This window comes from Pseudomonas sp. (genome assembly GCF_002796985.1).
GTDB lineage: Bacteria > Pseudomonadota > Gammaproteobacteria > Pseudomonadales > Pseudomonadaceae > Pseudomonas.
On sequence record NZ_PEKX01000008.1, the window covers coordinates 270,033 to 295,788 of the forward strand.

The window sequence follows — 25,756 nt, forward strand, 5'->3', positions numbered from 1 at the left end:
TAGTCGTGCGGCTGCCGCCGAAACGGCAGCCCGGACTGTCAGTGTAGGCAATACGCCGCCTGCGTCAGCGCGACAGGGTGATCCCCAGATAGGCGGCGTACAGCACGCCGTTGAGCATCAGCCCCCAGATCGGCAGGCCGCCGCCGCGCTGGGCGTTGATCCGCAGCCAGAGCGCAGCGCCGAGGGTGACCAGCACGCCGGTGAGCACTTCGATACGCGGCTGCCAGGGCGTGAGCAGGATGCCAATGGCGGGCAGCAGAGTGCCCTGGAAGACCATGGCGCCGCTGATGTTGCCGAAGGCCAGGGTGTCCTTGCCGCGACGCACCCAGAGGATGCTGTTGATCTTTTCCGGCAGCTCCGTAGCAATGGGGATGATCAGCAACGACAGCAGCAGCGCGGAAATGCCCAGCAGGTGCGACAGGCCTTCCACGCCGTGGATGAAGCCCTTGGCGCCCAGCACCAGCAGCGCCAGGCCCAGCAGCAATTGCAGCAGGATGGTGGCGAGGTTGGTCGGCAGGCCGATGCGCGACAGGTACATGTGATGGTCGGCCTCGGTGCCGTGGCCGTCTTCCACCAGGCTTTGCGATGCGCGCAGGGTCAGGGTGATGTAGGCGACGTAAGTCAGCACCAGCAGCACGCTGAGTGCGACGCGCACGGAGTGCAGTTCAGCGGGCACGAACATGGCGAGAGTGGCGAAGCTGAAGGCGATCAGGAAGAAGTTCAGATCGCGCTTCATTCCCGTACGTTCGGGGCGGACGCGCCCGAACAGGCCGCGAGCGCGCCAGGCGAAACAGGCCATCAGGCAGGTGGACAAGGTGGAGAGCATCAGCGGTGCGCCGAGGATGGCGCCGACGCCGACTTCCTCATTGAGGGTGACGTTGCTGGTGCCGGCGAACAGCGCCAGCAGCGGAATCAGGGTTTCCGGCAGGGCGGTGCCGATGGCGGCGAACAGCGAGCCGGTGACGCCTTCGGAAATCCCCAGGCGCTCGCCGAAGTGTTCCAGCGCATTGGTGAAGAGTTCGGCGGCGATCAGGATCACCAGCAGCATGCCGAGCAGTTCGAGGATGAAGGTCAGCATGTGTGCAGCTCCAGGCAGGTGGAGCGAAGGGTGGGGTGGTGCATCACGGTGAAGCTCCCGGCCGGTGTAAGTACCCATGACCACGTATCTCCCCGGCCGTTGCGGAGAACACGTGGTCAAAGGTCTTGCCAGGCAAAGCTGCTGACGACGCCATGGCCTGTGGGCCAAGTGTGTTGACGTCGCCCCCGTTCACGGAACGGTCGGCTACTCCCCAATGACGCCGCGCATTTTAGCGGATCGGGTGAGCAGCTCAACCCATGCCTTACCAGGTATCGATCAGTGGGCGCTTTTTCCCCTGACGTGGGGCTGGTTTCGGCGTCGATGCCAGGCCGCGCAGCAACCAGCGGCGGGTGTCGGCGGGGTCGATGACGTCGTCGATCTCCAGGTAGCTCGCCATGTTCAGCCCCTTGCCGTTGCGGTAGGCGGCAGCGACCAGCTTGTCGAACAGCTTCTGCCGCTCCTGCGCGTCTTCGATGGCGGCCAGTTCCTTGGCGTAGCCGAGGCGGATCGCCCCTTCCAGGCCCATGGCGCCGAACTCGCCGCTGGGCCAGGCCACGGTGAACAGCGCTGCGTGGAAGCTGCCGGCCGCCATCGCCTGCGCGCCCAGGCCGTAACCCTTGCGCAGCACAACGGTGAAGAAGGGCACGCTGAGGCTGGCGGCAGTGACGAACATGCGCGAGACGTGGCGTACTGTGCCGGTCTTCTCCGCCTCCGGGCCGACCATGAAGCCGGGGGTGTCGCACAGCGAGATGATCGGCAGGTCGAAGGCGTCGCACAGCTGCATGAAGCGCGCGGCCTTGTCGCCGGCCTCGGCGTCGATGGCGCCGCCCAGGTGCATGGGGTTGTTGGCGATCAGGCCGAAGGGCTTGCCTTCGATGCGCACCAGCGCGGTGATCATCCCGGCGGCGAACTGGCGGCGCAGTTCCAGCACGGAGTCGCTGTCGGCCAGTTGCTCAATGACCTGGCGGATGTCGTAGACGCGCAGGCGATTTTCCGGGATTGCGTGGCGCAGCAGGCGCTGGTCGGCGCATTGCCAATCGCTGGTGTCGCCCTGGAAGTACGCGAGGTACTGGCGAGCGACACGGGTGGCTTCGGCCTCGTCCTGCACCAGCACGTCGATCACACCGTTAGCGCTCTGCACGTCACTGGGGCCGACTTCCTCGGGGACAAACTTGCCCAGGCCGCCGCCCTCGATCATCGCCGGGCCCGCCATCCCCAGGCTGGTATCGCGGGTGGCAATGATCACGTCGCAGCAGCCCAGCAGCGCGGCATTGCCGGCGAAGCAGCGGCCGGAGACCACGCCCACCAGCGGCACCAGCCCGGACAGCCGCGCCAGTCCGACGAAGCTCATGTTGTCCAGCCCGGCCACGCCGACGAAGTCGGTGTCGCCCGGACGCCCGCCGCCACCTTCGGCGTAGAGCACCAACGGGATGCGCCACTGTTCGGCGAGGTGCAGCATGCGGTCGGTCTTCTTGTGGTTCATCACGCCCTGGGTACCGGCGAACACCGTGTAGTCGTACGCCAGCACCAGGCAGCGCGCCTTCTCGTCGCCGAACTGCCCGGCGTTGATGCTGCCCAGGCCGCTGACCAGGCCGTCGGCGGGGCTGCTGGTGATCAGCTCTTCGACGCTGCGCCGGCGGCGTTGGGCGGCGATGGCCAGGGCGCCGTACTCAATGAAGCTGCCGTCATCGAGCAGGTCGGCGAGGTTCTCGCGGGTGGTGCGCTTGCCGATCCTGTGGCGCTTGGCGACAGCCTCCGGGCGGCGCTCGTCGAGACCGATGGCGTGACGTTCGAGGACTTCGGCGAGGTCGGCGCGGATGGCGTCGAGGTCGATGACCGCTTCGTTCTGGCTGCCCTGTACTTCGATGTCCGCCGGTTCGACGAACAGCAGCGCATCGCCTGCGCCGAGGCTGTCGCCGGGGGTGGCGGCGAGACTGTGGACGATGCCACTGGCGCTGGCCTTCACCTCGAACTCCATCTTCATCGCCTCGACCACGGCGATGGTCTGGCCCTGGGCGACGGCGTCGCCAGCAGCCACGTTCAGGCTGACCAGCACGCCCGCGCTGGGTGTGGCTAGCGGGATGCAGCCGGCCGGCGCTTCGCTGGATCGTTGAGCTTCCGGCGCGGTGCCGGCATGACTGAAGAAGCGGTGCGGGTGCGCGTGCTCCTGCGCGCCGAGTAGCGTGGGGAGATGTTCTTCGATGTAGCACGTGGTGACCTGGTTGTCTGCCACCGCCTGTTGGCGCAGCAGATTGAGCAGCAGCGGGATGTTGCTCGCCACGCCTTCGAGACGGAACTCGCAGAGTGCGCGGTAGGCGCGCTGCACCAGTTGTGGATAACCGCCAGTGCCGTGGACGATCAGCTTGGCCAGCAGCGAGTCGTAGCCGGCGCTGTTGCGGTAGCCGGCGTAGCCGTAGCCATCCACGCGCAGGCCGGGGCCGCTGGGTGGCTCGTAGGCGCTGAGGGTGCCGCAGGCGAGGTGCGGTGTGCCGTCGCTGGCGAGGCTTTCCAGGTTGATCCGCAGTTGCAGGGCATGGCCGCGCGGCTCGGGAATCTCGGATTGGGTCAGGTTCAATTCGGCGAGGCTGGCGCCGGCAGCGATACGCAGCTGTGCCTGCACCAGGTCGATGCCGGTTACCGCCTCGGTGACGGTGTGCTCGACCTGCAGGCGCGGGTTGGCTTCCATGAACACGAAGTCGCCGCTCTCCTCGTCCAGCAGGAACTCGAAGGTGCCCAGGCCGCGGTAGTTCACCGCTTCGGCGAGGCGCACGGCGGCGGCGAGGATGGCGCCGCGCAGGCGTGGGTGCAGGTTGGGGCTGGGGGCGATCTCCAATAGTTTCTGGTGGCGCCGTTGCAGGGTGCAGTCGCGCTCCCCCAGGTGGCTGACGACGCGGCCGTCGCCGATGACCTGCACTTCGATGTGGCGGGCGTGCTGGATCAGGCGTTCGACATAGAGCCGATCATCGCCGAAGGCCGCGCGGGCTTCGGCCTGGCAGCGGGCGTAGGCATCGGCGATTTCCTCGACGCTGCGCACCGCGCGCATGCCGCGCCCGCCGCCGCCGGCGAGGGCCTTGATCATCATGCCGGCGCTGGCGGGCAGTTCGCGGAAGAAGCGCTCGGCATCTGCCAATGTTGTGGCGCTGGTGCTGCCGGCGGCCAATGCCACGCCATGTGCGCGGGCGAGGTCGCGGGCGCGGGCCTTGTCGCCGAAGACGTCGAGCACTTCCGCCGAGGGGCCGACGAAGGTGAGCCCGGCGGCTTCGCAGCGGCGGGCGAAACCGGCGTTCTCGGACAGGAAGCCATAGCCCGGATGCACCGCGTCACAGCCCTGGGCCAGGGCGATGTCGATGATCTGCTGCTGGTCGAGGTAGGCGCTGGCGCCGCGCCCCTGCAGGGCTGCAGCCTGGTCGGCCTGGCGCGTGTGCAGCGAGGTGGCGTCGTCCTCGGCGAAGATCGCCAGCGTCTGGATACCCAGCTCCGCGGCGGCGCGGGCAATACGGATGGCGATCTCGCCACGGTTGGCGATGAGCAGGCGGGTGACGGGCATGGCGATTCCGGTTGGGATTCTTGTGGTCGGGAATCGCACCATCTTAGGCGGGTGGGGAGGGCGGGGAATCAAGTACGGCGTCGCGAATGGCGCAGGCTTAGTGGGCCTTATGAGCGGCGACCGGCGCGTCGGCCGGCCGCCGCGTGCGGGATCACCCGTTGGCTCCGCCGTCGCCGCTGTTTTTCTTCAGCAATTGCAGGGCTTTTTCGGTCTGCGCGATGCAGGCCTTGGTGTCACCTGCGGCCTGGGCCTGGGCGGCTTTTTCCTGCAGGCGCATGGCCTGTTCCTGGGCTTGGGTGTTGTTGGTGACGGTTTTCACCGCGTCATCGATCTTTTGCAGGTTGTCGCTGCACAGGTCGGCAGCAAAAACCGGCGATGCCAGCAGCGCGGCGATAATGATCAGGGCGGCACGTTTCATGGCAGTACTCCTGTCAACTTGACGGTTGTCGCGGACCGAGCGAGCGGGCCGTACAGGGTGGACTGCGGATTTTTAGACGGGGTTCAGAGATTGTTCCCGGCGGTTGTCGGGAGTTCGACGCAGACGCCTAGGCCGGTGCCTTCCAGCCCTTCGTGCAGGGAAATGCGCCCGCGGTGAATCTCCACGATGCGCTTGGCAATGGGCAGCCCCAGGCCGCTGCCGTGGCTGCTGGCGACACTGGGGCTGCGGTAGAAGCGGGTGAAGATCGCCGCTTGCTCGGCCGGGGCCACGCCGGGACCGTTGTCGCGCACCCAGAGGGTCACGCCTGTCTCGCCGCTGTCCAGACTGACGGCCACGCGGCCGCCTTCGGGGGTGTAGCGCAGGGCATTGCCGACCAGGTTGGTGAGCAGCAGTCCAAGCCACGCGGCAACGCCCTGCAGCGTGGCCTCCTGGCTGTCGAGGGTCAGCTCGATCTGCTTGTCGATGGCTTGCGGCGCGAGGTCGGCGATGGTGTCTTCGGCCAGCAGGCGCAGGTTCACCGGGGCGAAGATTTCGTGCAGCTCTTCGGCGTCCAGGCGTGCCAGCAGGAGGATCTGCTCCATCAGTGCACTGATGCGCTCGACGCTGCGGCTGACCTGTTGCAGGCCGTGGGCATGGGCGGCAGGGTCGGACGAACGCAGCGCCACCTGGGCGTGGGTGCGCAGGCTGGCCAGCGGCGTGCGTATTTCATGAGCGGCATCGCTGGTCAGCCGGCGCTCGGCTTCGATCGCCGAGTTCAGGCGCTCCAGCAGCAGGTTCAGTTCGTTGACCAGGCTGTGCACTTCCACCGGCGCCCGGCTCAGGGCCAGGGGGTGCAGGCTGTGGGCGCTGCGCTGGTGCACCTGTTCGATCAGGCTGCGCAGCGGCGCCAGGCCCTGGCGCACGCCGAACCACACCAGCACACCGAACAGCGGCAGGGCCAGCAGCAGCGGGAAGAGGGCGCTGAACAGCAGCAGGTGCAGGGTCTTGTGGCGGTAGTGCAAGTCCTCGAAGACCCAGATGCGCACCTCATCGGCGCCCGGCGTGGCCATCTGCAGCACGCGCCAGTTGACCCCGCGGCTGAGGAGGTCGGAGAAACCTGGCGGCTGCGCCTCGATGCCTTCTGGCGGCTTGCGAGTAGCGAGCAGCGGCTGGCCGCGATACCAGATGGCATAGCCGAGCGTGGCTTCGCGGCGGATCAGCGGCAGCCCTTCGATGGCCTTGCGGCTGCGCGCGAGGATTTCCATGGCGTCGCTGGACTGCGGGTCGATGGCGTCGGCGATGTCGACCAGGCTCAGGGCGGCCTGGCCGAAGTCGATCATGTCCTGGTCATAGAGGCGGTTCACCTGCTCACGCGTCAGGTGGTAGGTGAACAGGCCGGCTATCAGCCACAGCAAGGAGACGCCACCGATCAGCATCAGCAGCAGGCGGCGGCTGATGGAGCCGGCGCGGCGCACGGTACCGCTCAAGACTGTCTGGCGCCTTCGGGGCGGTCGATGCCGTAGCCGATGCCGCGCACGGTGCGGATCAGGCCGTTGCCCAGTTTGCGTCGCAGGTGATGGATGTGGACTTCGATGGCGTTGCTCTCCAGGTCGCCATCCCAGCCGTAGAGCGCTTCCACCAGACGGGTGCGCGACAGTACCTTGCCGCGCTGCTCCAGTAGCAGGCGCAGCAACGCGTACTCGCGCGGGGCCAGGTCGACCGGTAAGCCAGCCAGGCTGACCAGGTGGGTCGCCGGGTCCAGCGCCAACTCGCCGTGTTGCAGCAGGGGCGCGGCGCGGCCGGTGTGACGGCGGGTGAGGGCGCGGACGCGGGCGAGCAGTTCGTCGAGGTCGAAGGGTTTGGTCAGGTAGTCGTCGGCGCCGGCGTCGAGACCGGCCACGCGGTCGGCCACCTTGTCGCGGGCGGTGAGGATCAGCACGGGCGTCAGGTCGCCGCGCCGGCGCAGGCTGCGCAGCACTTCCAGGCCGTCCTTGCGTGGCAGGCCAAGGTCGAGGACCAGTAGGTCGAATTCGTCGGTGGCCAGGGCGTGTTCGGCGGCTACGCCGTCATTCACCCAGTCCACGGTGTCGCCTTCCAGGCCCAGCCCCGCGCGGATGCCGTCGCCCAGCAACTGGTCGTCTTCTGCTAACAGGATTCTCATGGGGGTTCCCTCTACGGCCTGTGCAGCAGGATAGCTGGCGTGATCCGGTTAGGGCAGAGGGTGACAGTGCTCGCTTAACGAGGTCTTAAGAGCAGTGGCGAATTGGTGCCGCCTGCGGTCAATCGCGGACGGAATCCGCACCTACGCGGACCGGGACCTGTAGGAGCGAGCTTGCTCGCGAACCGAGATTCACCTAAGTCACGAGGTGAAGCGAAGCCGTGATGTTCGCGAGCAAGCTCGCTCCTACGAAGAGCGTTACACCGGGCGGGCGCGGGTGACGCGGTCGACCAGATAGACCACACCGCGATAGTCGATGCCACCGTGGGCGGACAGGCCGATCTCGCAGGTGCGGCTGGTGGAGACGCCTTCCTCGCAGTACTGCACCGCGTCCTTGAGTGTGCGCAGCGAGTGCGCGTTCAGCTCGGGGGTGGTGAAGCCTTTGTCGCCGGCGAAGCCGCAGCAATGGATACCCTCGGGGATCACCACTTCGCGGGTGCAGCGCTTGACCAGGTCGATCAGCGCCTGGCTTTCGCCCAGGTGCTGGGTGCTGCAGGTGACGTGCACGGCCACCGGTTTGTCCTGCGGCTGGAAGTCCAGGCGCTCGACCAGGTGCGTGCGGATGAACTTCACCGGGTCGTAGATCTTCAGCCGGTCGTCCGCCAGTTCCTGCACCAGGCGCAGGGTGCACGGGCTGGTATCGCAGTAGATCGGGTCGAGGCCGCCGCGGCTGGCGCGCAGCAGCTCGGCGAGCAGTTCGTCGCGCTTGGCGTCGGCCTGCTCCTTGTAGCCCTTGGAGGCGAACGGCTGGCCGCAGCAGAGGTTGTCGGCGTTGTCCGGGAAGACCACCTGGTAGCCGGCTTTCTCCAGCAACTGGCGGGTCTTGTCGATCAGCGGCATCTGCTCTTCGTCCGCAGCCGCCGGGCCCATGGCACGGGACACGCAGGCGGTGAGATAAACGACGCGCGGCTTGCCGTTATCCACAGGCTGCGACGTGGCTGCGAGGCGCACGGGCTGCGGCATGGCCGGCGTCCACTGCGGCACGCGGCCCTTGCTGGCGTGGCTGATGGAGGCGCTGAGACGAGCCAGGCGCGGCGCGCCGAGCACCCTGCGCGCGCCATTGGCGGCATGCAGCATGAACTTCGCGCCTTTCATGGCCGTGGCGAAATTGCGCGCGAGCCAGGTGGCGGTGCCGGCGTGATGCGCTTCCTTGCCGCGCAGCTTGCGGATCAAGTCTCCGGTGTTGATGTTCACCGGGCAGCGCTGGGCGCACAGGCCGGTGGCGGCGCAGGTGTCGATGCCCTGGTAGTGGTAGTCGCGCTCCAGCTCCGTGGTGTCGATGCCGGCGCGGCGCTTGGCCTGGATGTCGCGCCACAAAACGATGCGCTGGCGCGGGCTGAGGGTCAGCCCTTTGGACGGGCACACCGGTTCGCAGAAACCGCACTCGATGCACTTGTCGACGATCTCGTCGGCGGCCGGCAGCGGCTTGAGGTTCTTCAGGTGCAACTGCGGGTCGTCGGTCAGTACCACGCCGGGGTTGAGGATGCCGGTCGGGTCGAGCAGTCGCTTCAACTGCCACATCAGCTGGTAGGCGTCATGGCCCCATTCCAGCTCGACGAAGGGCGCCATGTTGCGCCCAGTGCCGTGCTCGGCCTTGAGCGAGCCGCCGTACTCCACGGCGACCAGGTGCGCAACGTCGTCCATGAAGGCCGAGTAGCGCGCAATCTGCTCAGGCGATTCGAAGCCCTGGGTGAAGACGAAGTGCAGGTTCCCTTCCAGCGCATGGCCGAACAGGATGGCCTCGTCGTAGCCGTGCTTGTCGAACAGCTCGATCAGGCGATTCACACCCTCGGCCAGCTGCTCGACGGGGAAGGTAACGTCCTCGATGATCACCGTGGTGCCGGTCTCGCGCACCGCGCCGACGGCTGGGAAGGTGTCCTTGCGGATGCGCCAGAGCTGGTTGTAGACCACCGGGTCTTCGCTGAAGTCGACCTGCTTCTCCACCGGGTAACTGGCGATGGACGCGCTGATCTGCGCGAGTTGTTCGTGCAGCAGCGACTGGGTCGCCGCGCGCGACTCGATGAGCAGCGCGCAGGCGCCTTCGGAGAGGCTCTTCACCCACACCGGCATGCCTTGCATGTTTTCCACCGAGCGCAGGCTGCGGCGGTCCAACAGCTCCACGGCGGATACCGGCTGCTGCTTGAGCACGGTCACGGCCTTGCAGCAAGTTTCCACGTCGGGGAAGACGATCAGCGCGCTGGCCTTGTGCGGGTGGTCCGGCACGGTGTCGTAGGTGACTGCGCTGATGAAGCCCAGGGTTCCCTCGGAACCGACCATCAGGTGGGTGAGGATATCCAGCGGCTCGTCGTAATCGACCAGTGCGTTCAGCGACAGCCCAGTGGTGTTCTTCAGCCGGTACTTGTGGCGGATCTTCGCGGCCAGCTCGGTGTTGGCGCGGGTTTGCCGGCCCAGTTCGGCGAGCTGGTCGAGCAGAGCGCCGTGGCTGTCGCGGAAGGCCGCGACGCTCTCGGGAAGCTCGCTGTCCAGCAGCGTGCCGTCAGCCAGCAGCAGGCGCAGGCCGGCCAGGGTGTGGTAGCTGTTCTGCGCGGTGCCGCAGCACATGCCGCTGGCGTTGTTGGCGACGATGCCGCCGATCTTGCAGGCGTTGATCGAGGCCGGGTCCGGGCCGATCTTGCGGCCGAAGGGCGCCAGCCAGGCGTTGGCCTGGGCGCCGATGACGCCGGGCTGCAGGCGGATCTGCGTGCCGCCCTCGCGAATGTCGCGACCGTTCCAGTTGTCACCCAGCACCAGCAGTACCGAGTCGCTCACGGCCTGGCCGGAGAGGCTGGTGCCGGCGGCGCGGAAGGTCACTGCGACCTGCTGGGCGTGGGCGGCCTTGAGCAAGATGGCGACTTCGTCTTCGCTTTCGACGCGAATCACCAGCTTGGGAATCAGCCGGTAGAAGCTGGCGTCGGTGCCGAAGGCCAGGGTCGAGAGCGGGTCGTCGAAGCGGCGCTCGCGGGGGATCAGGTGTTCTACCGTGTCGAGGAAGGCGGCAGGGAGGCTCATGGCGGCTCCAGTCATCATCGGTGAGCGTGGACCGCTGGACGGTCCATCGGTGTTCTTTTGTAGAGCGCACCCGAGTGCGCTTTTCTGTAGGAGCGAGCTTGCTCGCGAACCGGGTAGGCACGGAACTGAGCAGGTTCGCGAGCAAGCTCGCTCCTACAGAGGGCGATGTCAGGCGCCCAGTTCGCGCACCAGCGAGTCGCGGCTGATCTCGCTGATGGACTTGGTGCCGGTGAGCACCATGGCCACGCGCATTTCCTTCTCGAACAGGTCCAGCAGGTTCTTCACGCCGGCTTCGCCGTGGGTCGCCAGGGCGTAGAGGAAGGCGCGGCCGATGAGCACGGTGTCCGCGCCCAGGGCGATCATGCGCACCACGTCCAGGCCGTTGCGGATGCCGGAATCGGCGAGGATCTTCAGGTCACCCTTCACCGCGTCGGCAATCGCCGGCAAGGCGCGGGCGCTGGAGAGCACGCCGTCGAGTTGGCGGCCGCCGTGGTTGGAGACGATGATGCCGTCGGCGCCGAATCTCACGGCGTCCTTGGCATCTTCTGGATCGAGGATGCCCTTGATGATCATCGGGCCGTCCCAGAACTCACGGATCCACTCCAGGTCCTTCCAGGAAATCGACGGGTCGAAATTGTTGCCCAGCCAGCCGATGTAGTCGGCCAGGCCGGTAGGGTTGCCGCGGTACTTGGAGATGTTGCCCAGGTCGTGGGGCTTGCCCAGCAGGCCGACGTCCAGCGCCCAGGCCGGGTGGGTCATGGCTTGCCAGACGCGACGCAGCGGCGCGTTCGGGCCACTCATGCCGGAGTGGGCGTCGCGGTAGCGGGCGCCGGGCACCGGCATGTCGACGGTGAACACCAGGGTTTTCACGCCAGCGGCCTTGGCGCGCTCCAGGGCGTTGCGCATGAAGCCGCGGTCCTTCAGCACGTAGAGCTGGAACCACATGGGCCGGTCGATGGCCGGGGCGACTTCCTCGATGGGGCAGACCGACACTGTCGACAGGGTGAACGGGATGCCTTTCGCGGCCGCCGCGCGGGCTGCCTGGACTTCGCCGCGCCGGGCGTACATGCCGGTCAGGCCGACCGGGGCCAGGGCGATGGGCATGCTCAACGTTTCGTCGAACAGCTTCGTCTCCAGGCTCAGCTCGGACATGTTCTTCAGCACGCGCTGGCGCAGGGCGATGCCTGCCAGGTCGTCGACGTTGTTGCGCAGGGTGCGCTCGGCGTAGGCGCCGCCGTCGGCGTAGTGGAAGAGGAACGGCGGCAGTTTGCGTTGGGCTGCGGCGCGGTAGTCGGTAGAGGCAGAGATGATCATGGGCGTCTCATCGTTGTGGGGCTTGTCGAGGTCGCCGCGCTGGCGCTGCCGACCTCGAAAGACCTTAGCTGCTTTGTGCGGATCTCCGCGCCGAAGCGCGGAGTCGGTTCTTGCCTTAGTGAACCAGCATGCCGGTGAAGATGTACGCCTGGGCCAGGGTGATCAGACCCACCATGGCGGCGAACATCAGGCTGTGCTTGAGGGTGAAGCGGAACAGGTCGGATTCCTTGCCGACCATGCCGGTGGCGGCGCAGGCCACGGCGATGGATTGCGGCGAGATCATCTTGCCGGTCACGCCGCCGCTGGTGTTGGCCGCTACCAGCAGGGTGTCGTTGACCCCGATCTGGTGTGCGGTGGTGGCTTGCAGCGAGCTGAACAGCGCGTTGGAGGAAGTATCCGAACCGGTGAGGAATACGCCCAGCCAGCCGAGGAATGGCGAGAAGAACGGGAAGGCCGCACCGGTGCCGGCCAGGACCAGCGCCAGGGTGGTGGACATGCCCGAGTAGTTGGTGACGAAGGCGAAGGCCAGCACCATGCCGATGGACAGGATCGGCCACTTCAGCTCGACCAGGGTCTCCTTGAAGGTGGTCAGACCAGTTTTCGCGCTGATGCGCAGGATGAACATCGAGATCACCGCGGAGAAGAAGATCGCGGTGCCGGTGGCCGAGACCGGGTCCAGTTTGAACACGGCGGCGATCGGCGTCGGGTTGGCGACGATCGGTGCGGTCTTCACCACCAGCTGATCCAGGTGCGGGATGGCGAAGTTGAACACCAGGTTGTACAGCGCGCCGCCCGGAGCGAAGAGCGCCTTGAACGGCTTCAGGGTCCAGATGGTGACCAGCACGGTCAGCACCAGGAAGGGCGACCAGGCCTTGAGGATCTCGCCGAAGCTGTAGGGTGTGGGCTCGGCGCTGCTTGCACCTTTGCCGCCCATGACGGCAGCATCGCCAGCAGTGGCGACCGCTTCACGCTCGCTGGCCGGCTGCCAGACCTTGAGGAACAGGGTCAGGGAAATCAGGCTGACCAGGGCGGAGGTGATGTCCGGCAGTTCCGGGCCGATGAAGTTGGAGGTGAAGTACTGGGTGATGGCGAAGCTGCCGCCCGCGACCAGCGCGGCCGGCCAGGTTTCCTTCACACCCTTGAAGCCGTCCATCATGAACACCAGCCAGAACGGTACGAGGATCGACAGGAATGGCAGTTGACGGCCGGTCATGGCGCCGATCTTGAACGCGTCGATGCCGGTGACCTGGCCCGCCACGATGATCGGGATACCCAGGGCGCCGAAGGCTACCGGCGCGGTGTTGGCGATCAGGCACAGGCCCGCGGCATACAGCGGATTGAAGCCCAGGCCGACGAGCAGGGCGGCGGTGATCGCCACCGGCGCGCCGAAGCCCGCCGCACCTTCGAGGAAGGCACCGAAGGAGAAGCCGATCAGCAGCACCTGCAGACGCTGGTCGCCGGTGATCGACAGCACCGAGCTGCGGATTACTTCGAACTGGCCGCTCTTGACCGTGAGTTTGTAGAGGAACACCGCTGCGACGATGATCCAGGCGATCGGCCACAAGCCGTAGGCGAAGCCATAGCCGGCGGCGGCGATGGCCATGTCGGCGGGCATGCCGAAGGCGGCGATGGCGATGATGATCGAGAGGGCGAGGGTGATGCTGCCGGCGACGTGGCCCTTGAGGCGGAACACGGCGAGGGCGAGGAAGAAGAACACGATCGGGATGACGGCGACCAGCGCGGACAGGCCGAGGCTGCCGAGCGGGGTGTAGATCTGCTGCCAGGTTTGCATCTGGTTGGCTCCCTAATTGTTTTTGGGTGGAGGGCCTGGTTGCCGGTCGGGCGATTCCGATGCGCTTGTGGCGCTTGGGCAGACGGTCGACTGATCGCGGCTTTCTGTTGTCGTGCAATCCAGCTTCCGGTAAATTGGTATGACCAATTTACAAAGCTGAGCGCTCAGGGTAAAAGCCCTGCTGGCGGCCTGTCAATTTGCTGCCCCTGTGACTTTTGTCGAGGGTGGTCGGAAGGGGCGCTGGTCTTGTTGCCGGCGGCGGCACTGGGTAGGCTGCCGCGCGCTGCGCAAATCGTGGCCCAGAGCACGGCCCAGAGTGAGAGAGCGAGGGAGTTCACCCGCATGAGTTTCGGTCAGGTCAAGCAACGCCGTCTGTCGGACGACATCGTCGAGCGGCTGGAGGCGATGATCCTTGAGGGCACCCTCAAGGCCGGCGAGCGGCTGCCCGCCGAGCGCGTGCTGGCCGAGCAGTTCGGCGTGTCGCGGCCATCATTGCGCGAGGCGATCCAGAAGCTCGGCGCCAAAGGCCTGCTGATCAGTCGTCAGGGCGGCGGCAACTACGTCAGCGAAGGGTTGGGATCGATGTTCAGTGACCCGCTGCTGCAACTCCTGGAAAGTAATCCGGAAGCGCAGCGCGACTTGCTGGAGTTTCGCCATACCCTGGAAGGCTCCTGCGCCTACTACGCGGCGCAGCGTGCGACTGAGGTGGATCACCAGCGCCTCAGGCAGGCTTTCGATGCGTTGCAGGATTGCTACCAGCGTCAGGGCAAGGTGAGTCGGGCGGAAGAGGGGGCTGCGGATGCGGCTTTCCATCTGGCCATCGCCGAGGCCAGCCACAATGCCGTGTTGCTGCACACCATTCGCGGGTTGTTCGACCTGCTCAAGCGCAATGTGGTGACCAACATTGGTGGGATGTACGCGCAACGTGGCGAGACTCGCGAGCAACTGATGCGTCAGCACCGCGAGTTATACGAGGCAATTATCGGCGGGCACGCGGAAGCGGCGCGGGAAATTTCCCAGCGGCATATCGACTACGTGCAGGAAGTGCTGGCCGAGGTGCAGGCGAAGGAATTGCGCCTGCAGCGGGCACAGCGCCGCCAGGGTACGGTAGACGTCTGAGCGACAGCGCGCCCTCGGTGGAGGAGGGCGCGAAAGGACTCAGTCGTCCTTGCCGTGACGAATGGCGCGCTGGATTTCCCGGTCGGAGTCGCGCTCCTTCTCGGTGCCGCGCTTGTCGTACTCTTTCTTGCCCTTGGCCAGTGCGATCTCGCACTTGATCAGGTGCTTCTTCCAGTACATCGACAGCGCGACGCAGGCGTAGCCTTTCTGCTGCACGGCGCCGAACAGCTTGCCCAGCTCGCGCTTGTGCAGCAGCAGCTTGCGCGTGCGCACCGGGTCGGCGATGACGTGGGTGCTGGCAGTGGTCAGCGGCGTGATGTGGCTGCCCAGCAGCCACGCTTCGCCATCCTTGAGCAGCACGTAGCTGTCCACCAGCTGCGCCTTGCCGGCGCGCAGGCTTTTCACTTCCCAGCCGGCCAGGGCGACGCCCGCCTCGAAGCGCTGCTCGATGAAGTAGTCGTGCAGAGCCTTCTTGTTCTGCGCGATGGTCCCCGAAGGGTGTTTCTTCTGTTTAGCCATAGGCCGCGCATTATAGGGAGTCGCTCGCCGCGCCGCTATCGGGACAACGTGCGACGGCATGCAAGCTTGAGGGTGTGTGGCTAATCTCGGACAATGTGCGCTGTTTTTTTGAGCAGCGGGCGTATGAAACGCCCCACAACCAAGCGAGACGTCTATGAGCACGCATATCCAGCGTTCGGCGCTGCTGCCCTATCCGGCGAAGGCGCTGTACGACCTGGTCAACGATGTGGCGCGCTACCCGGAGTTCCTGCCCTGGTGTTCCGCCTCCAGCGTGCTGGAGGACAGCGAGACCGCCATGCGCGCCGAGCTGACCGTGGCCAAAGGCAGCATTACCCAGCGCTTCACCACCCACAATGCGCTGGTGCCAGGCCAAAGTATCGAGATGAATCTCGAGGAAGGGCCGTTTTCCCAGCTGCATGGCGTCTGGACCTTCAAGGCCCTGGGCGACAAGGCCTGCAAGATTTCCCTCGATTTGACCTTCGACTACGCCGGCGCCTTGGTGAAAGCAACCCTCGGCCCCCTGTTCACCCAGGCGGCGAATACCATGGTCGACGCCTTCTGCCAGCGCGCCAAGCAGCTCCATGGCTGAGTCCGCGAGCATCGCCATCGAGGTCGTCTACGCGTTGCCGGAGAAGCAGGCGCTGCTGCGTCTGAGCGTTCCGCGTGGTACGCGGATGCGTGAGGCGGTGCTGCTGTCTGGTATCGCTGGGCAGTTTCCCGGCCTGGATGTGCAGAGTTGCGCGCTGGGTATCTTCGGCAAGGCGGTGGCCAGGCCCGAGGAGCGTATGCTGGATGAGGGCGAGCGGGTGGAAATCTACCGTCCGCTGATCGCCGATCCCAAGGAAGTACGCAAGCAGCGGGCTGCAAGGGCCAAGGCTGCGCGGGGTTAGCTTCGGCGGCAGAAGAAATCACAGGCAACAAAAAGCCCGGCATTGGCCGGGCTTTTTCGTTGGAGCGAATCCGTTACTGCGGATTCTTGTCCAGCGGTTCCGGAGTCGGGATCGGTACGGTTTCCACCTGGTCGACTTCCTTCTGGATCTGCTCTTCCACGGAGCCGGGCTTGGCCGGTTCTTCCTTGGGCTGTTCAGGTTGCTGCTGGGTCGGCTGCGACGGCGTGGTGGCTGGAGTGCCTTCCTTGCCGAGGATCGACTCGTCGCGGCTGACGCCTGGCATGAAGTCGCCGTTGAGGCCAACCAGTTGGTCGTTCTGGCCGAAGTACAGGCTCATCCGCTCCTGTTGGCGCTGACCGCCGCCGGGCTGGATGCTGTACAGGTAGTCCCAGCGGTTGGGGTGGAAAGTATCCACGATCAGGGGGTTGCCCATGATAAACCGCACTTGGCGCCGGGTCATTCCGGGCTTCAACTGGTCTATCATGTCCTGCGTTACAACGTTGCCCTGCTGAATGTCGATCTTGTAGACCCCCGGGAACGAGCAACCGGCGAGTGCGGCGAGTCCCAGCCCGAAAGCGAGACTGGTCAGCATGAGCTTGGCGTTTTGCATCAAGGGGTGACTTCCACTATCTTGGCTGAGCGACGAAATCCCGATCATACCTGTATTGAGAGATGCTGCGAAGCATTCCGCGCCGAGAAAGCACACATGGTTGAAAATAGCGAACTGCGCAAAGCCGGACTGAAGGTCACACTGCCGCGCGTCAAGATCCTCCAGATGCTCGATTCCGCCGAGCAGCGCCACATGAGCGCAGAGGACGTTTACAAAGCGCTGATGGAGGCGGGTGAGGACGTTGGCCTGGCCACCGTCTACCGCGTCCTGACCCAGTTCGAAGCCGCCGGCCTGGTGGTGCGCCACAACTTCGATGGCGGCCATGCCGTCTTCGAGTTGGCCGACAGCGGTCACCATGATCACATGGTCTGCGTCGATACCGGCGAAGTCATCGAGTTCATGGACTCGGAAATCGAGAAACGCCAGAGGGAGATCGTTCGCGAGCGCGGCTTCGAGCTCGTCGATCACAATCTGGTGCTCTACGTGCGCAAGAAGAAGTAAGCGCGCGCGGATGCAGAAACGGCGACCCTTGGGTCGCCGTTTTCGTTTATGCAGCTTGTCTGTAGGAGCGAGCTTGCTCGCGAACGTGTTATCTGGCCACGCTGGCGCTACGTGGTTCGTGAGCAGGCTCGCTCCTACAGGTGAGTGTCAGCCTTGTACGGCGGAGTCGACCATCTTGCGCGCGTGGGCCAGGGATTCCTTGGTCAGGTCGACGCCGCCGAGCATGCGGGCGACTTCCTCGATGCGTTCGGCCTTTTTCAGATTGGCCACGGCGGTGCGGGTTTCGCTGGTGTCGCGGTCCTTGTGCACGAACAGGTGCTGGTGGCCCTGGGCTGCGACCTGCGGCAGATGGGTGACGGTCAGTACCTGGCCGCGACCGCCGAGACGACGCAGCAGCTGGCCGACCACTTCAGCGGTGGGGCCGCCGATGCCGACGTCCACTTCGTCGAAGACCAGGGTGGGAATACGCGAAGTCTGTGCGGTGATCACCTGGATCGCCAAGCTGATGCGCGACAATTCGCCGCCCGAGGCGACCTTCGCCAGTCCCTTCATCGGTTGTCCGGGGTTGGCGCTGACGAGGAACTCCAGGTGCTCCCGGCCGTTTGCCTGTGGTTCGTCAGAGCTGGCCTCGCGCAAATCAATGGCGAAGCGTCCGCCGGGCATGCCCAGGCGCTGCATCTCCACTTCCACGGCTTTCGCCAGTTTTGGTGCGGCCTCCTGGCGGATCTGGCTGAGTTCCTCGGCCTTTTCCTGGTAGTGGCGGGCATAGGCGGCCAATTCGTCGCCCAGGCGTTCGACGGCTTCATCGTCGGCGTTCAGCGCATCCAGTTCGTCCAGCAGGCGTTGCTGCAGGTCCTGTAATTCATGGGGCTGCACGCGGTGTTTGCGCGCCAGGCTATAGATGGCGTCCATGCGCTCTTCGAGTTGCTGCAGGCGTAGCGGATCGGCGTCGAAATGATCGACGAAACGGTTCAACTCGCCGATGGCTTCCTCCACCTGGATCTGTGCGCTGGACAGCAGGTTCACCGCTTCGCCCAGGGCGGTCGGCTGGCTCTGGAAGGCGGTCAGGCGGTTGAGGCTGGAAGTCAGAGCTGACAGCACGTTGCCGGCATCGCTTTCACTGCACAGCTCGACGACCTGGCGGCAGGCGGCAATCAGGCTGCCGGCGTTGCTCTGGGTCTTGTGTTCGGCCTCCAGCAGCTCCAGTTCGTTGTCGCCGAGGCCGAGGTTTTCCAGTTCTTCCAACTGGTAGCTGAGCAACTGGTGGCGGGCTCGCTGTTCGTCACCGTTGCGGGAAATTCGCTCCAGCTCCTGGCGGGTCTGCTTCCAGCGCTGTGCGGCGAGATGCACCTGGCGGGCCAGATCCTGGCTGCCGGCGAATTCGTCGAGCAGGCGGCGGTGGGTGTCGGCCTTGAGCAGCGACTGGTGCTCGTGTTGGCTGTGGATGTCGATCAGCAGCTCGCCCAGGTGCTTGAGGTCGCCCAGCGGACAGGGCGTGCCATTGATATAGGCGCGCGAGCGTCCCTCGGCGGTGATCACTCGGCGCAGGATGCACGGGCCGTCCTGCTCCAGATCGCGCTCGGCGAGCCAGTCGCGGGCTTCGGCAATGGCGCTGACATCGAAGCTGGCAAGAATGTCCGCCTTGTCGGAACCGGGACGCACCACGCCGCTATCGGCTCGGTCGCCCAGGGCTAGGCCGAGGGCGTCGAGCATGATCGACTTGCCGGCGCCGGTTTCGCCGGTGATCACGGTCATGCCGGCGGCGAGCTCGAGATCCAGATGCTCGACGATGGCGTAGTTGTGCACGGACAGATGAACCAGCATGGGCGGCGGCTCCGCAGAAATGTCTGGTTATTTATACAGTATTTTCATGCGCTGGCAATTCCCTCTCGTTGCCTGGGTGCTGCTCATGGGGCGGGTGCCCTTGAAGTCAAAAAATTGCGCCCCATATACACGGCAGAGCCGCGGACCATTGGGTTCGCCTTGTTTTCAAAGGCTTATTTTCTTTTTAGGAGAGTGGCATGTCTGACGAACAACAGACTCAGGATTCCCAGTTCAACGAGCAGCCCGAAGCCGGCGCTAACGGGGATCTGAACGCCCGCGTGCTGGAACTGGAAGAGCAGGTCGCCGCGGCGAAGGATCAGAGCCTGCGCGCCGTCGCCGAACTGCAGAACGTCCGCCGCCGTGCCGAGCAGGACGTGGAAAAAGCGCACAAGTTCGCGCTGGAGAAGTTCGCCGGCGACCTGCTGCCGATCGTCGATACCCTCGAGCGCGCGCTGGAGATGTCGAACCCGGAAGACGAAGTGATCAAGCCGATGCGCGAAGGCATCGAGCTGACGCTGAAAATGTTCCACGACACCTTGAAGCGCTACAACCTCGAACCGGTCGACCCGCACGGCGAGCCGTTCAACCCTGAACACCACCAGGCCATGGCCATGGAAGAGAGCATTCGCCTCGAGCCGGGCAGTGTGGTCAAGGTGTTCCAGAAGGGGTACCTGCTCAATGGCCGCCTGCTGCGTCCGGCCATGGTCGTGGTCAGCAAGGCGCCGGAACAAACCCCGCCTTCGATCGACGAGAAGGCTTGAAATCCACCACCCGGTCCCCATCTGGGTAATCAACCGAGCCAAAGACCCGCAACAGGGTCAGCGCGGAATCTAATTTCTGGAGAGTGAAATATGGGCAAAATCATTGGTATCGACCTGGGGACCACCAACTCCTGTGTGTCCATCCTGGAGAACGGTAACGTCAAGGTCATCGAGAACGCCGAAGGCGCTCGTACCACCCCGTCGATCATCGGCTACGCCAACGACGGCGAAATCCTGGTGGGTCAGCCGGCGAAGCGCCAGGCCGTGACCAACCCGACCAACACCCTGTACGCCGTCAAGCGCCTGATCGGCCGTCGTTTCGAAGAAGACGTCGTACAGAAAGACATCAAGATGGTGCCTTACAAGATCGTCAAGGCTGACAACGGCGACGCATGGGTCGAGGCCAAGGGCCAGAAGATGGCTCCGCCGCAGGTCTCCGCCGAAGTCCTGAAGAAGATGAAGAAGACCGCCGAGGATTACCTGGGCGAGCCGGTCACCGAAGCGGTCATCACCGTTCCGGCCTACTTCAACGACAGCCAGCGTCAGGCCACCAAGGACGCCGGCCGCATCGCAGGGCTCGACGTCAAGCGCATCATCAACGAACCGACCGCGGCGGCGCTGGCCTACGGCCTGGACAAGGCCAAGGGCGACCACACCATCATCGTCTATGACCTGGGCGGCGGTACCTTCGACGTTTCCGTGATCGAGATCGCCGAAGTCGATGGCGAGCACCAGTTCGAAGTGTTGGCCACCAACGGTGACACCTTCCTCGGCGGTGAAGACTTCGACCTGCGCCTGATCGACTACCTCGTTGAAGAGTTCAAGAAAGAGTCCGGCATGGACCTGAAGGGCGACCCGCTGGCCATGCAGCGCCTGAAGGAAGCTGCCGAGAAGGCCAAGATCGAGCTGTCCTCGACCCAGCAGACCGACGTCAACCTGCCGTACGTCACCGCTGACGCTTCCGGCCCGAAACACCTGAACGTCAAGGTTTCCCGCGCCAAGCTGGAATCCCTGGTGGAAGACCTGGTCACCCGCACCATCGAGCCGTGCCGCGTTGCGCTGAAAGACGCCGGCCTGGACGTGTCGAAGATCGACGAAGTGATCCTGGTCGGCGGCCAGACCCGCATGCCGCTGGTGCAGAAGACCGTTGCCGAGTTCTTCGGCAAGGAAGCGCGCAAGGACGTCAACCCGGACGAAGCCGTCGCCATGGGTGCTGCTATCCAGGGTGCCGTTCTGGCCGGCGACGTGAAGGACGTGCTGCTGCTCGACGTCACCCCGCTGACCTTGGGTATCGAAACCCTCGGCGGCGTGATGACCGCGCTGATCGACAAGAACACCACCATCCCGACCAAGAAGTCGCAGGTGTTCTCCACTGCCGATGACAACCAGGGCGCCGTGACCATCCACGTTCTGCAGGGCGAGCGCAAGCAAGCCGGGCAGAACAAGTCGCTGGGCAAGTTCGACCTGGCCGACATCCCGCCGGCTCCGCGCGGTGTGCCGCAGATCGAAGTGACCTTCGACATCGACGCCAACGGTATCCTGCACGTAGGTGCCAAGGACAAGGCCACCGGCAAGCAGCAGTCCATCGTGATCAAGGCTTCCTCCGGTCTGTCCGAGGACGAGATCCAGCAGATGGTCCGCGACGCCGAGGCAAATGCCGAGGAAGACCGCAAGTTCGAGGAGCTGGCCGCTGCCCGCAACCAGGGTGATGCGCTGGTCCACGCGACTCGCAAGATGGTCACCGAGGCTGGCGACAAAGCCACTGCCGAGGAGAAAGCCGCCATCGAGAAAGCGCTCGGTGAGCTGGAAGTTGCCGTGAAAGGCGACGATAAGGCCGAGATCGACGCGAAGATGAACGCGCTGTCCCAGGCGACCACTCCGCTGGCGCAGAAAATGTACGCCGAACAGCCGCAGCCGGGTGCTGCCGCTCAGGGCGAGGCCGCTGACGACAAGGCTGGCGACGATGTCGTCGATGCCGAGTTCGAAGAGGTCAAGGAGAACAAGTAAGCCGCGTGCTTGCTTCCGCTCCGGCGCGCTGGCGATTGTGTCAGCGCGCATGAAACGCCACGCGGGAGCTTGCTCCCGCGTCGGCGTGTCTGGGGGAGAGGTTTTTAAGGTGCAGGAAAGTTATGGCCAAACGTGATTTTTATGAGGTACTGGGTGTCGAGCGTGGCGCCAGCGAAGCGGACCTGAAGAAGGCCTATCGCCGGCTCGCCATGAAGTTCCACCCGGACCGCAATCCCGGCGACAAGGAGTCCGAGGATAAATTCAAGGAGGCCAACGAGGCGTACGAGGTCCTGTCCGACGCGAGCAAGCGTGCGGCCTACGATCAGTACGGCCATGCCGGCGTCGACCCGCAGATGGGTGGCGGTGGCGCGGGCTTCGGCGGCGCGAGCTTCTCGGACATCTTCGGTGATGTCTTCAGCGACTTCTTCGGTGGCGCTGGCGGACGCGGCGGCTCCCGTGGTGGCCCGGCGCGGGGCGCGGACCTGCGCTACACCCTCGACCTGGATCTGGAAGATGCGGTGCGCGGTACCACCGTGACCATCCGTGTCCCCACCTTGGTCGGCTGCAAGACCTGCAGCGGCAGCGGCGCCAAGCCCGGCACCACGCCGGTCACCTGTACCACTTGCGGTGGTATCGGTCAGGTGCGCATGCAGCAGGGCTTCTTCTCGGTGCAGCAAACCTGCCCGCGTTGCCATGGCAGCGGCAAGATGATCACCGACCCCTGTGGCTCATGCCACGGTCAGGGGCGCGTGGAAGAGCACAAGACCCTGTCGGTGAAAGTGCCGGCCGGCGTCGATACCGGTGATCGCATCCGCCTGACGGGTGAAGGCGAGGCGGGTGCCCATGGTGGCCCGGCCGGCGACCTGTATGTGGTGGTCAACGTGCGCGAGCACGACATCTTCCAGCGCGATGGCAAGCATCTGTACTGCGAAGTGCCGATCAGCTTCTCCGACGCGGCCCTGGGTGGCGAGTTGGAAGTGCCGACCCTGGATGGCCGCGTGAAGCTGAAGATTCCCGAGGGTACTCAGACTGGCAAACTGTTCCGCCTGCGCGGCAAGGGCGTTGCTCCGGTGCGTGGCGGTGGTGCTGGTGACCTGATGTGCCGTGTGGTGATCGAGACTCCGGTCAACCTGGACAAGCGTCAGCGCGAGCTGCTCGAAGAGTTCCGCAATACCCTGCAGGGCAACTCTTCCCACTCGCCCAAGGCCAGTGGCTGGTTCGAAGGCATGAAGCGCTTCTTCGACGATCTTTAACTTCAGCGGCAGGCTGCTGGCGGCAGGCTTCAGGAGCTTGCCGCCTGCCGCCTGCGGCTTACAGCCAGGAGCTGTTTTTATGCGACGTATAGCCGTAATGGGCGCCGCCGGGCGCATGGGCAAGACGCTGATCGAGGCGGTCCAGCAGACCAATGGCAGCGCGGGCCTGACCGCGGCGGTCGATCGCCCGGACAGCACTCTGGTGGGCGCGGACGCTGGCGAACTGGCCGGTCTGGGGCGTATCGGCGTGCCGCTGTCGGGCGACCTGGCTAAGGTGGTCGAGGAGTTCGACGTGCTGATCGACTTCACTCATCCGACCGTGACCCTGAAGAACCTGGAAGTCTGCCGCAAAGCTGGTAAGGCCATGGTCATCGGTACCACCGGCTTCAGCGCAGCGGAGAAAGAGCTGTTGAGTGAGGCGGCGAAGGACATCCCGATTGTCTTCGCGGCCAACTACAGCGTTGGCGTCAATCTCTGCCTGAAGCTGCTCGACACCGCCGCTCGCGTTCTGGGCGACGACGTGGATATCGAGATCCTCGAAGCGCATCACCGTCATAAGGTTGATGCGCCCTCCGGCACGGCGCTGCGCATGGGCGAAGTGGTTGCCAATGCATTGGGGCGTGATCTGGAAAAGGTGGCTGTATACGGCCGCGAGGGTCAGACCGGTGCGCGTCCGCGCGAGACCATCGGCTTCGCTACCGTGCGCGCTGGCGACGTGGTGGGCGACCACACCGTGCTGTTTGCCGCCGATGGTGAGCGGGTGGAGATCACCCACAAGGCATCGAGCCGCATGACCTTCGCGCGTGGTGCCGTGCGCGCTGCGCAGTGGCTGGAAGGGCAGGGCAATGGCCTGTACGACATGCAGGATGTACTCGGCCTGCGCTGAGTGGCATGGCCATACGTCGTGCAAAAGGTGGACCATGATGTCGCATTTCTGTAAACTACAGCTTTAGTGTGTCCACTAAAAGTAGCGCAGCATGATCACATAAAAAGCGGGATGACTTCTTCAGATGTCATCCCGCTTTTTTACAATCTGCGCACGCCCAGCCAGGCTTGAACTACGGGAGGTCTTCTTGACTAAGCCAGCCATACTTGCACTTGCCGACGGCAGCGTTTTTCGCGGTGAAGCCATCGGCGCCGACGGCCAGACCGTCGGAGAGGTGGTGTTCAACACCGCCATGACCGGCTACCAGGAAATCCTCACCGATCCTTCCTACGCCCAACAGATCGTCACCCTGACCTACCCGCACATCGGCAATACCGGCACGACGCCCGAAGACGCCGAGTCGAACAAGGTCTGGGCCGCCGGCCTGATCATTCGTGACCTGCCGCTGCTTTCCAGCAGCTGGCGCGACAAGCAGTCCCTGCCGGACTACCTGAAAGAGAACGGCACCGTCGCCATCGCTGGCATCGACACCCGCCGCCTGACCCGCATCCTGCGCGAGAAGGGGTCGCAGAACGGCTGCATCCTAGTCGGCGACGACGCCACCGAGGAAAAAGCCCTTGAACTGGCGCGCGGCTTCCCGGGCCTGAAAGGTATGGACCTGGCGAAAGTCGTTTCCTCCACCGAACGCTACGAATGGCGTTCCAGCGTGTGGAACCTGGAAACTGACAGCCACCCGGATATCGCCGCCGCTGACCTGCCGTACCACGTGGTCGCCTACGATTTCGGCGTGAAGCTGAACATCCTGCGCATGCTGGTTGCCCGCGGCTGCCGCCTGACTGTCGTGCCGGCGCAGACCCCGGCCAGTGAAGTGCTCGCCCTGAACCCGGACGGCATCTTCCTCTCCAACGGCCCTGGCGACCCCGAGCCGTGCGACTACGCCATCCAGGCCATCCGCGAGTTCCTCGACACCGAGATTCCGGTCTTCGGCATCTGCCTCGGCCACCAGTTGCTGGCCCTGGCCTCCGGCGCCAAGACCCTGAAGATGGGTCACGGCCACCACGGTGCCAACCACCCGGTACAAGACCTGGACTCGGGCGTGGTGATGATCACCAGCCAGAACCACGGTTTCGCGGTGGATGAAGGCAGCATGCCTGCCAACCTGCGCGCCACCCACAAGTCGCTGTTCGACGGCACCCTGCAGGGTATCGAGCGCACCGACAAGGTGGCCTTCAGCTTCCAGGGTCACCCGGAAGCCAGCCCTGGTCCGCACGACGTGGCTCCGCTGTTCGACCGCTTCATCGCGGCGATGGCCGAGCGCCGCTGAGTCCGAGCTCGAAAGAGAGGGAAAGAAGATGATGCCGACCCTGGGAATCACCGACCTCTGGACCTACGTCCTGGGTACGTTGTTCATCGTCCTGCTGCCGGGGCCGAACTCGCTGTTCGTCCTCGCCACCGCCGCCCAGCGCGGCGTGGCTTCGGGCTATCGGGCGGCGAGCGCGGTGTTCCTCGGTGATGCGATCCTGATGTTCCTGTCGGCGCTGGGAATCGCCTCGGTGCTCAAGGCCGAGCCGATGCTGTTCCTGGGCCTGAAGTACGTCGGCGCTGCCTACCTGTTTTACCTGGGTATCGGCATGCTCCGCGGCGGCTGGCAGAAACTGCGCCAGCCGCTGGACGCGGCCGCCACGCCGGCCAAGGAAGTCGACGTCAACCAGCCGTTCCGCAAGGCGCTGCTGCTGAGCCTGTCCAACCCCAAGGCGATCCTCTTCTTCATTTCCTTCTTCATCCAGTTCGTCGACCCGGGTTACGCCTACCCCGGCCTGTCGTTCCTGGTGCTGGGCACGATCCTCGAGATCATCAGCGCCCTGTACCTGAGTTTCCTGATTTTCTCCGGTGTGCGTCTGGCGGCCTGGTTCCGTCGGCGGCAACGGCTGGCTGCCGGCGCCTCGAGTGGCGTCGGCGCCCTGTTCGTCGGCTTTGGCGTGAAGCTGGCCAGCGCAACCCTTTCCTGAA

21 protein-coding genes and 1 riboswitch are annotated in these 25,756 nt (G+C 65.0%); of the genes, 10 read left to right on the forward strand and 11 right to left on the reverse strand.

The genetic code is table 11. The annotated features are described in order from the left end of the window. Positions 1-64: 64 nt before the first annotated feature. The 8 genes from CTR55_RS13925 to CTR55_RS13960 form a co-directional block, all read right to left on the reverse strand. Entirely contained in the window at positions 65-1,078 is a 1,014-nt protein-coding gene (locus tag CTR55_RS13925) for a sodium:calcium antiporter (protein WP_296287019.1), read from the reverse strand. A gap of 52 nt (positions 1,079-1,130) precedes the next feature. After that, a riboswitch (yybP-ykoY riboswitch) is annotated at positions 1,131-1,303 on the reverse strand. Between the two features lie 37 nt (positions 1,304-1,340). Beyond that, positions 1,341-4,625: a carboxyl transferase domain-containing protein gene (locus tag CTR55_RS13930; protein WP_296287020.1), complete on the reverse strand. Its 3,285-nt coding sequence runs from the start codon at positions 4,623-4,625 to the stop codon at positions 1,341-1,343. A 151-nt stretch (positions 4,626-4,776) separates the two neighbouring features. Beyond that, on the reverse strand, positions 4,777-5,043 hold the full coding sequence (locus CTR55_RS13935; RefSeq protein ID WP_296287022.1) for a hypothetical protein: 267 nt from the start codon (positions 5,041-5,043) through the stop codon (positions 4,777-4,779). 83 nt (positions 5,044-5,126) lie between these two features. Further along, positions 5,127-6,479: an ATP-binding protein gene (locus tag CTR55_RS13940; protein ID WP_296287133.1), complete on the reverse strand. Its 1,353-nt coding sequence runs from the start codon at positions 6,477-6,479 to the stop codon at positions 5,127-5,129. A 47-nt stretch (positions 6,480-6,526) separates the two neighbouring features. Beyond that, positions 6,527-7,204, reverse strand: coding sequence for a response regulator (locus tag CTR55_RS13945; protein WP_296287023.1), 678 nt, complete (start codon positions 7,202-7,204; stop codon positions 6,527-6,529). Between the two features lie 255 nt (positions 7,205-7,459). Continuing rightward, positions 7,460-10,270: an FAD-binding and (Fe-S)-binding domain-containing protein gene (locus CTR55_RS13950; protein WP_296287024.1), complete on the reverse strand. Its 2,811-nt coding sequence runs from the start codon at positions 10,268-10,270 to the stop codon at positions 7,460-7,462. Positions 10,271-10,438: 168 nt separating this feature from the next. Continuing rightward, entirely contained in the window at positions 10,439-11,584 is a 1,146-nt protein-coding gene (gene lldD, locus CTR55_RS13955) for an FMN-dependent L-lactate dehydrogenase LldD (RefSeq protein ID WP_296287026.1), read from the reverse strand. Positions 11,585-11,699: 115 nt separating this feature from the next. After that, the gene (locus tag CTR55_RS13960) at positions 11,700-13,376 is read right to left on the reverse strand and encodes a lactate permease LctP family transporter (RefSeq protein ID WP_296287027.1); all 1,677 of its coding nucleotides are present in this window, start codon (positions 13,374-13,376) and stop codon (positions 11,700-11,702) included. Positions 13,377-13,718: 342 nt separating this feature from the next. On the opposite strand from CTR55_RS13960, the gene CTR55_RS13965 reads away from it, so the two are divergent. Continuing rightward, positions 13,719-14,495, forward strand: a complete 777-nt coding sequence (locus CTR55_RS13965) for an FCD domain-containing protein (RefSeq protein WP_296287028.1) — start codon at positions 13,719-13,721, stop codon at positions 14,493-14,495. 39 nt (positions 14,496-14,534) lie between these two features. On the opposite strand, the gene smpB is transcribed toward CTR55_RS13965, so the two are convergent. Continuing rightward, entirely contained in the window at positions 14,535-15,014 is a 480-nt protein-coding gene (gene smpB, locus CTR55_RS13970) for an SsrA-binding protein SmpB (protein WP_017518965.1), read from the reverse strand. A 154-nt stretch (positions 15,015-15,168) separates the two neighbouring features. On the opposite strand from smpB, the gene CTR55_RS13975 reads away from it, so the two are divergent. After that, positions 15,169-15,603, forward strand: a complete 435-nt coding sequence (locus CTR55_RS13975) for a type II toxin-antitoxin system RatA family toxin (RefSeq protein ID WP_296287029.1) — start codon at positions 15,169-15,171, stop codon at positions 15,601-15,603. Next, positions 15,596-15,904, forward strand: coding sequence for an RnfH family protein (locus CTR55_RS13980; protein ID WP_296287030.1), 309 nt, complete (start codon positions 15,596-15,598; stop codon positions 15,902-15,904). Before CTR55_RS13975 ends, CTR55_RS13980 begins: the two co-directional genes overlap by 8 nt. Before the next feature lie 73 nt (positions 15,905-15,977). On the opposite strand, the gene CTR55_RS13985 is transcribed toward CTR55_RS13980, so the two are convergent. After that, on the reverse strand, positions 15,978-16,514 hold the full coding sequence (locus CTR55_RS13985) for an outer membrane protein assembly factor BamE (RefSeq protein WP_296287031.1): 537 nt from the start codon (positions 16,512-16,514) through the stop codon (positions 15,978-15,980). A 96-nt stretch (positions 16,515-16,610) separates the two neighbouring features. Between CTR55_RS13985 and fur the strand changes: the two genes are divergently transcribed. Continuing rightward, complete coding sequence (fur, locus tag CTR55_RS13990; RefSeq protein ID WP_296287032.1) at positions 16,611-17,015, forward strand: ferric iron uptake transcriptional regulator; 405 nt, start codon at positions 16,611-16,613, stop codon at positions 17,013-17,015. 147 nt (positions 17,016-17,162) lie between these two features. On the opposite strand, the gene recN is transcribed toward fur, so the two are convergent. Then, positions 17,163-18,839, reverse strand: coding sequence for a DNA repair protein RecN (gene recN, locus CTR55_RS13995; protein ID WP_296287033.1), 1,677 nt, complete (start codon positions 18,837-18,839; stop codon positions 17,163-17,165). Between the two features lie 197 nt (positions 18,840-19,036). On the opposite strand from recN, the gene grpE reads away from it, so the two are divergent. From grpE to leuE, 6 genes are all read left to right on the forward strand, one after another. Next, a complete protein-coding gene (gene grpE, locus CTR55_RS14000; RefSeq protein WP_296287034.1) occupies positions 19,037-19,600 on the forward strand; it encodes a nucleotide exchange factor GrpE in 564 nt (187 codons plus the stop codon). Positions 19,601-19,690: 90 nt separating this feature from the next. After that, complete coding sequence (dnaK, locus tag CTR55_RS14005) at positions 19,691-21,607, forward strand: molecular chaperone DnaK (RefSeq protein ID WP_296287035.1); 1,917 nt, start codon at positions 19,691-19,693, stop codon at positions 21,605-21,607. Between the two features lie 122 nt (positions 21,608-21,729). Then, positions 21,730-22,860 (forward strand): molecular chaperone DnaJ, encoded by a 1,131-nt coding sequence (gene dnaJ, locus CTR55_RS14010; RefSeq protein ID WP_296287041.1) that lies wholly within the window; start codon positions 21,730-21,732, stop codon positions 22,858-22,860. A 79-nt stretch (positions 22,861-22,939) separates the two neighbouring features. Beyond that, a complete protein-coding gene (gene dapB, locus CTR55_RS14015) occupies positions 22,940-23,746 on the forward strand; it encodes a 4-hydroxy-tetrahydrodipicolinate reductase (protein ID WP_296287043.1) in 807 nt (268 codons plus the stop codon). A gap of 187 nt (positions 23,747-23,933) precedes the next feature. Further along, complete coding sequence (carA, locus tag CTR55_RS14020; protein ID WP_296287044.1) at positions 23,934-25,070, forward strand: glutamine-hydrolyzing carbamoyl-phosphate synthase small subunit; 1,137 nt, start codon at positions 23,934-23,936, stop codon at positions 25,068-25,070. A gap of 31 nt (positions 25,071-25,101) precedes the next feature. Beyond that, positions 25,102-25,755, forward strand: a complete 654-nt coding sequence (gene leuE, locus CTR55_RS14025; RefSeq protein ID WP_296287045.1) for a leucine efflux protein LeuE — start codon at positions 25,102-25,104, stop codon at positions 25,753-25,755. Position 25,756: the final 1 nt, after the last annotated feature.

Coding starts and splice junctions, on each gene's coding strand:
- CTR55_RS13925 (WP_296287019.1), bottom strand. CDS start 1,078: ATGCTGACCTTCATCCTCGAACTGCTCGGCATGCTGCTGGTGATCCTG.
- CTR55_RS13930 (WP_296287020.1), bottom strand. CDS start 4,625: ATGCCCGTCACCCGCCTGCTCATCGCCAACCGTGGCGAGATCGCCATC.
- CTR55_RS13935 (WP_296287022.1), bottom strand. CDS start 5,043: ATGAAACGTGCCGCCCTGATCATTATCGCCGCGCTGCTGGCATCGCCG.
- CTR55_RS13940 (WP_296287133.1), bottom strand. CDS start 6,479: ATGCTGATCGGTGGCGTCTCCTTGCTGTGGCTGATAGCCGGCCTGTTC.
- CTR55_RS13945 (WP_296287023.1), bottom strand. CDS start 7,204: ATGAGAATCCTGTTAGCAGAAGACGACCAGTTGCTGGGCGACGGCATC.
- CTR55_RS13950 (WP_296287024.1), bottom strand. CDS start 10,270: ATGAGCCTCCCTGCCGCCTTCCTCGACACGGTAGAACACCTGATCCCC.
- lldD (WP_296287026.1), bottom strand. CDS start 11,584: ATGATCATCTCTGCCTCTACCGACTACCGCGCCGCAGCCCAACGCAAA.
- CTR55_RS13960 (WP_296287027.1), bottom strand. CDS start 13,376: ATGCAAACCTGGCAGCAGATCTACACCCCGCTCGGCAGCCTCGGCCTG.
- CTR55_RS13965 (WP_296287028.1), top strand. CDS start 13,719: ATGAGTTTCGGTCAGGTCAAGCAACGCCGTCTGTCGGACGACATCGTC.
- smpB (WP_017518965.1), bottom strand. CDS start 15,014: ATGGCTAAACAGAAGAAACACCCTTCGGGGACCATCGCGCAGAACAAG.
- CTR55_RS13975 (WP_296287029.1), top strand. CDS start 15,169: ATGAGCACGCATATCCAGCGTTCGGCGCTGCTGCCCTATCCGGCGAAG.
- CTR55_RS13980 (WP_296287030.1), top strand. CDS start 15,596: ATGGCTGAGTCCGCGAGCATCGCCATCGAGGTCGTCTACGCGTTGCCG.
- CTR55_RS13985 (WP_296287031.1), bottom strand. CDS start 16,514: ATGCAAAACGCCAAGCTCATGCTGACCAGTCTCGCTTTCGGGCTGGGA.
- fur (WP_296287032.1), top strand. CDS start 16,611: ATGGTTGAAAATAGCGAACTGCGCAAAGCCGGACTGAAGGTCACACTG.
- recN (WP_296287033.1), bottom strand. CDS start 18,839: ATGCTGGTTCATCTGTCCGTGCACAACTACGCCATCGTCGAGCATCTG.
- grpE (WP_296287034.1), top strand. CDS start 19,037: ATGTCTGACGAACAACAGACTCAGGATTCCCAGTTCAACGAGCAGCCC.
- dnaK (WP_296287035.1), top strand. CDS start 19,691: ATGGGCAAAATCATTGGTATCGACCTGGGGACCACCAACTCCTGTGTG.
- dnaJ (WP_296287041.1), top strand. CDS start 21,730: ATGGCCAAACGTGATTTTTATGAGGTACTGGGTGTCGAGCGTGGCGCC.
- dapB (WP_296287043.1), top strand. CDS start 22,940: ATGCGACGTATAGCCGTAATGGGCGCCGCCGGGCGCATGGGCAAGACG.
- leuE (WP_296287045.1), top strand. CDS start 25,102: ATGCCGACCCTGGGAATCACCGACCTCTGGACCTACGTCCTGGGTACG.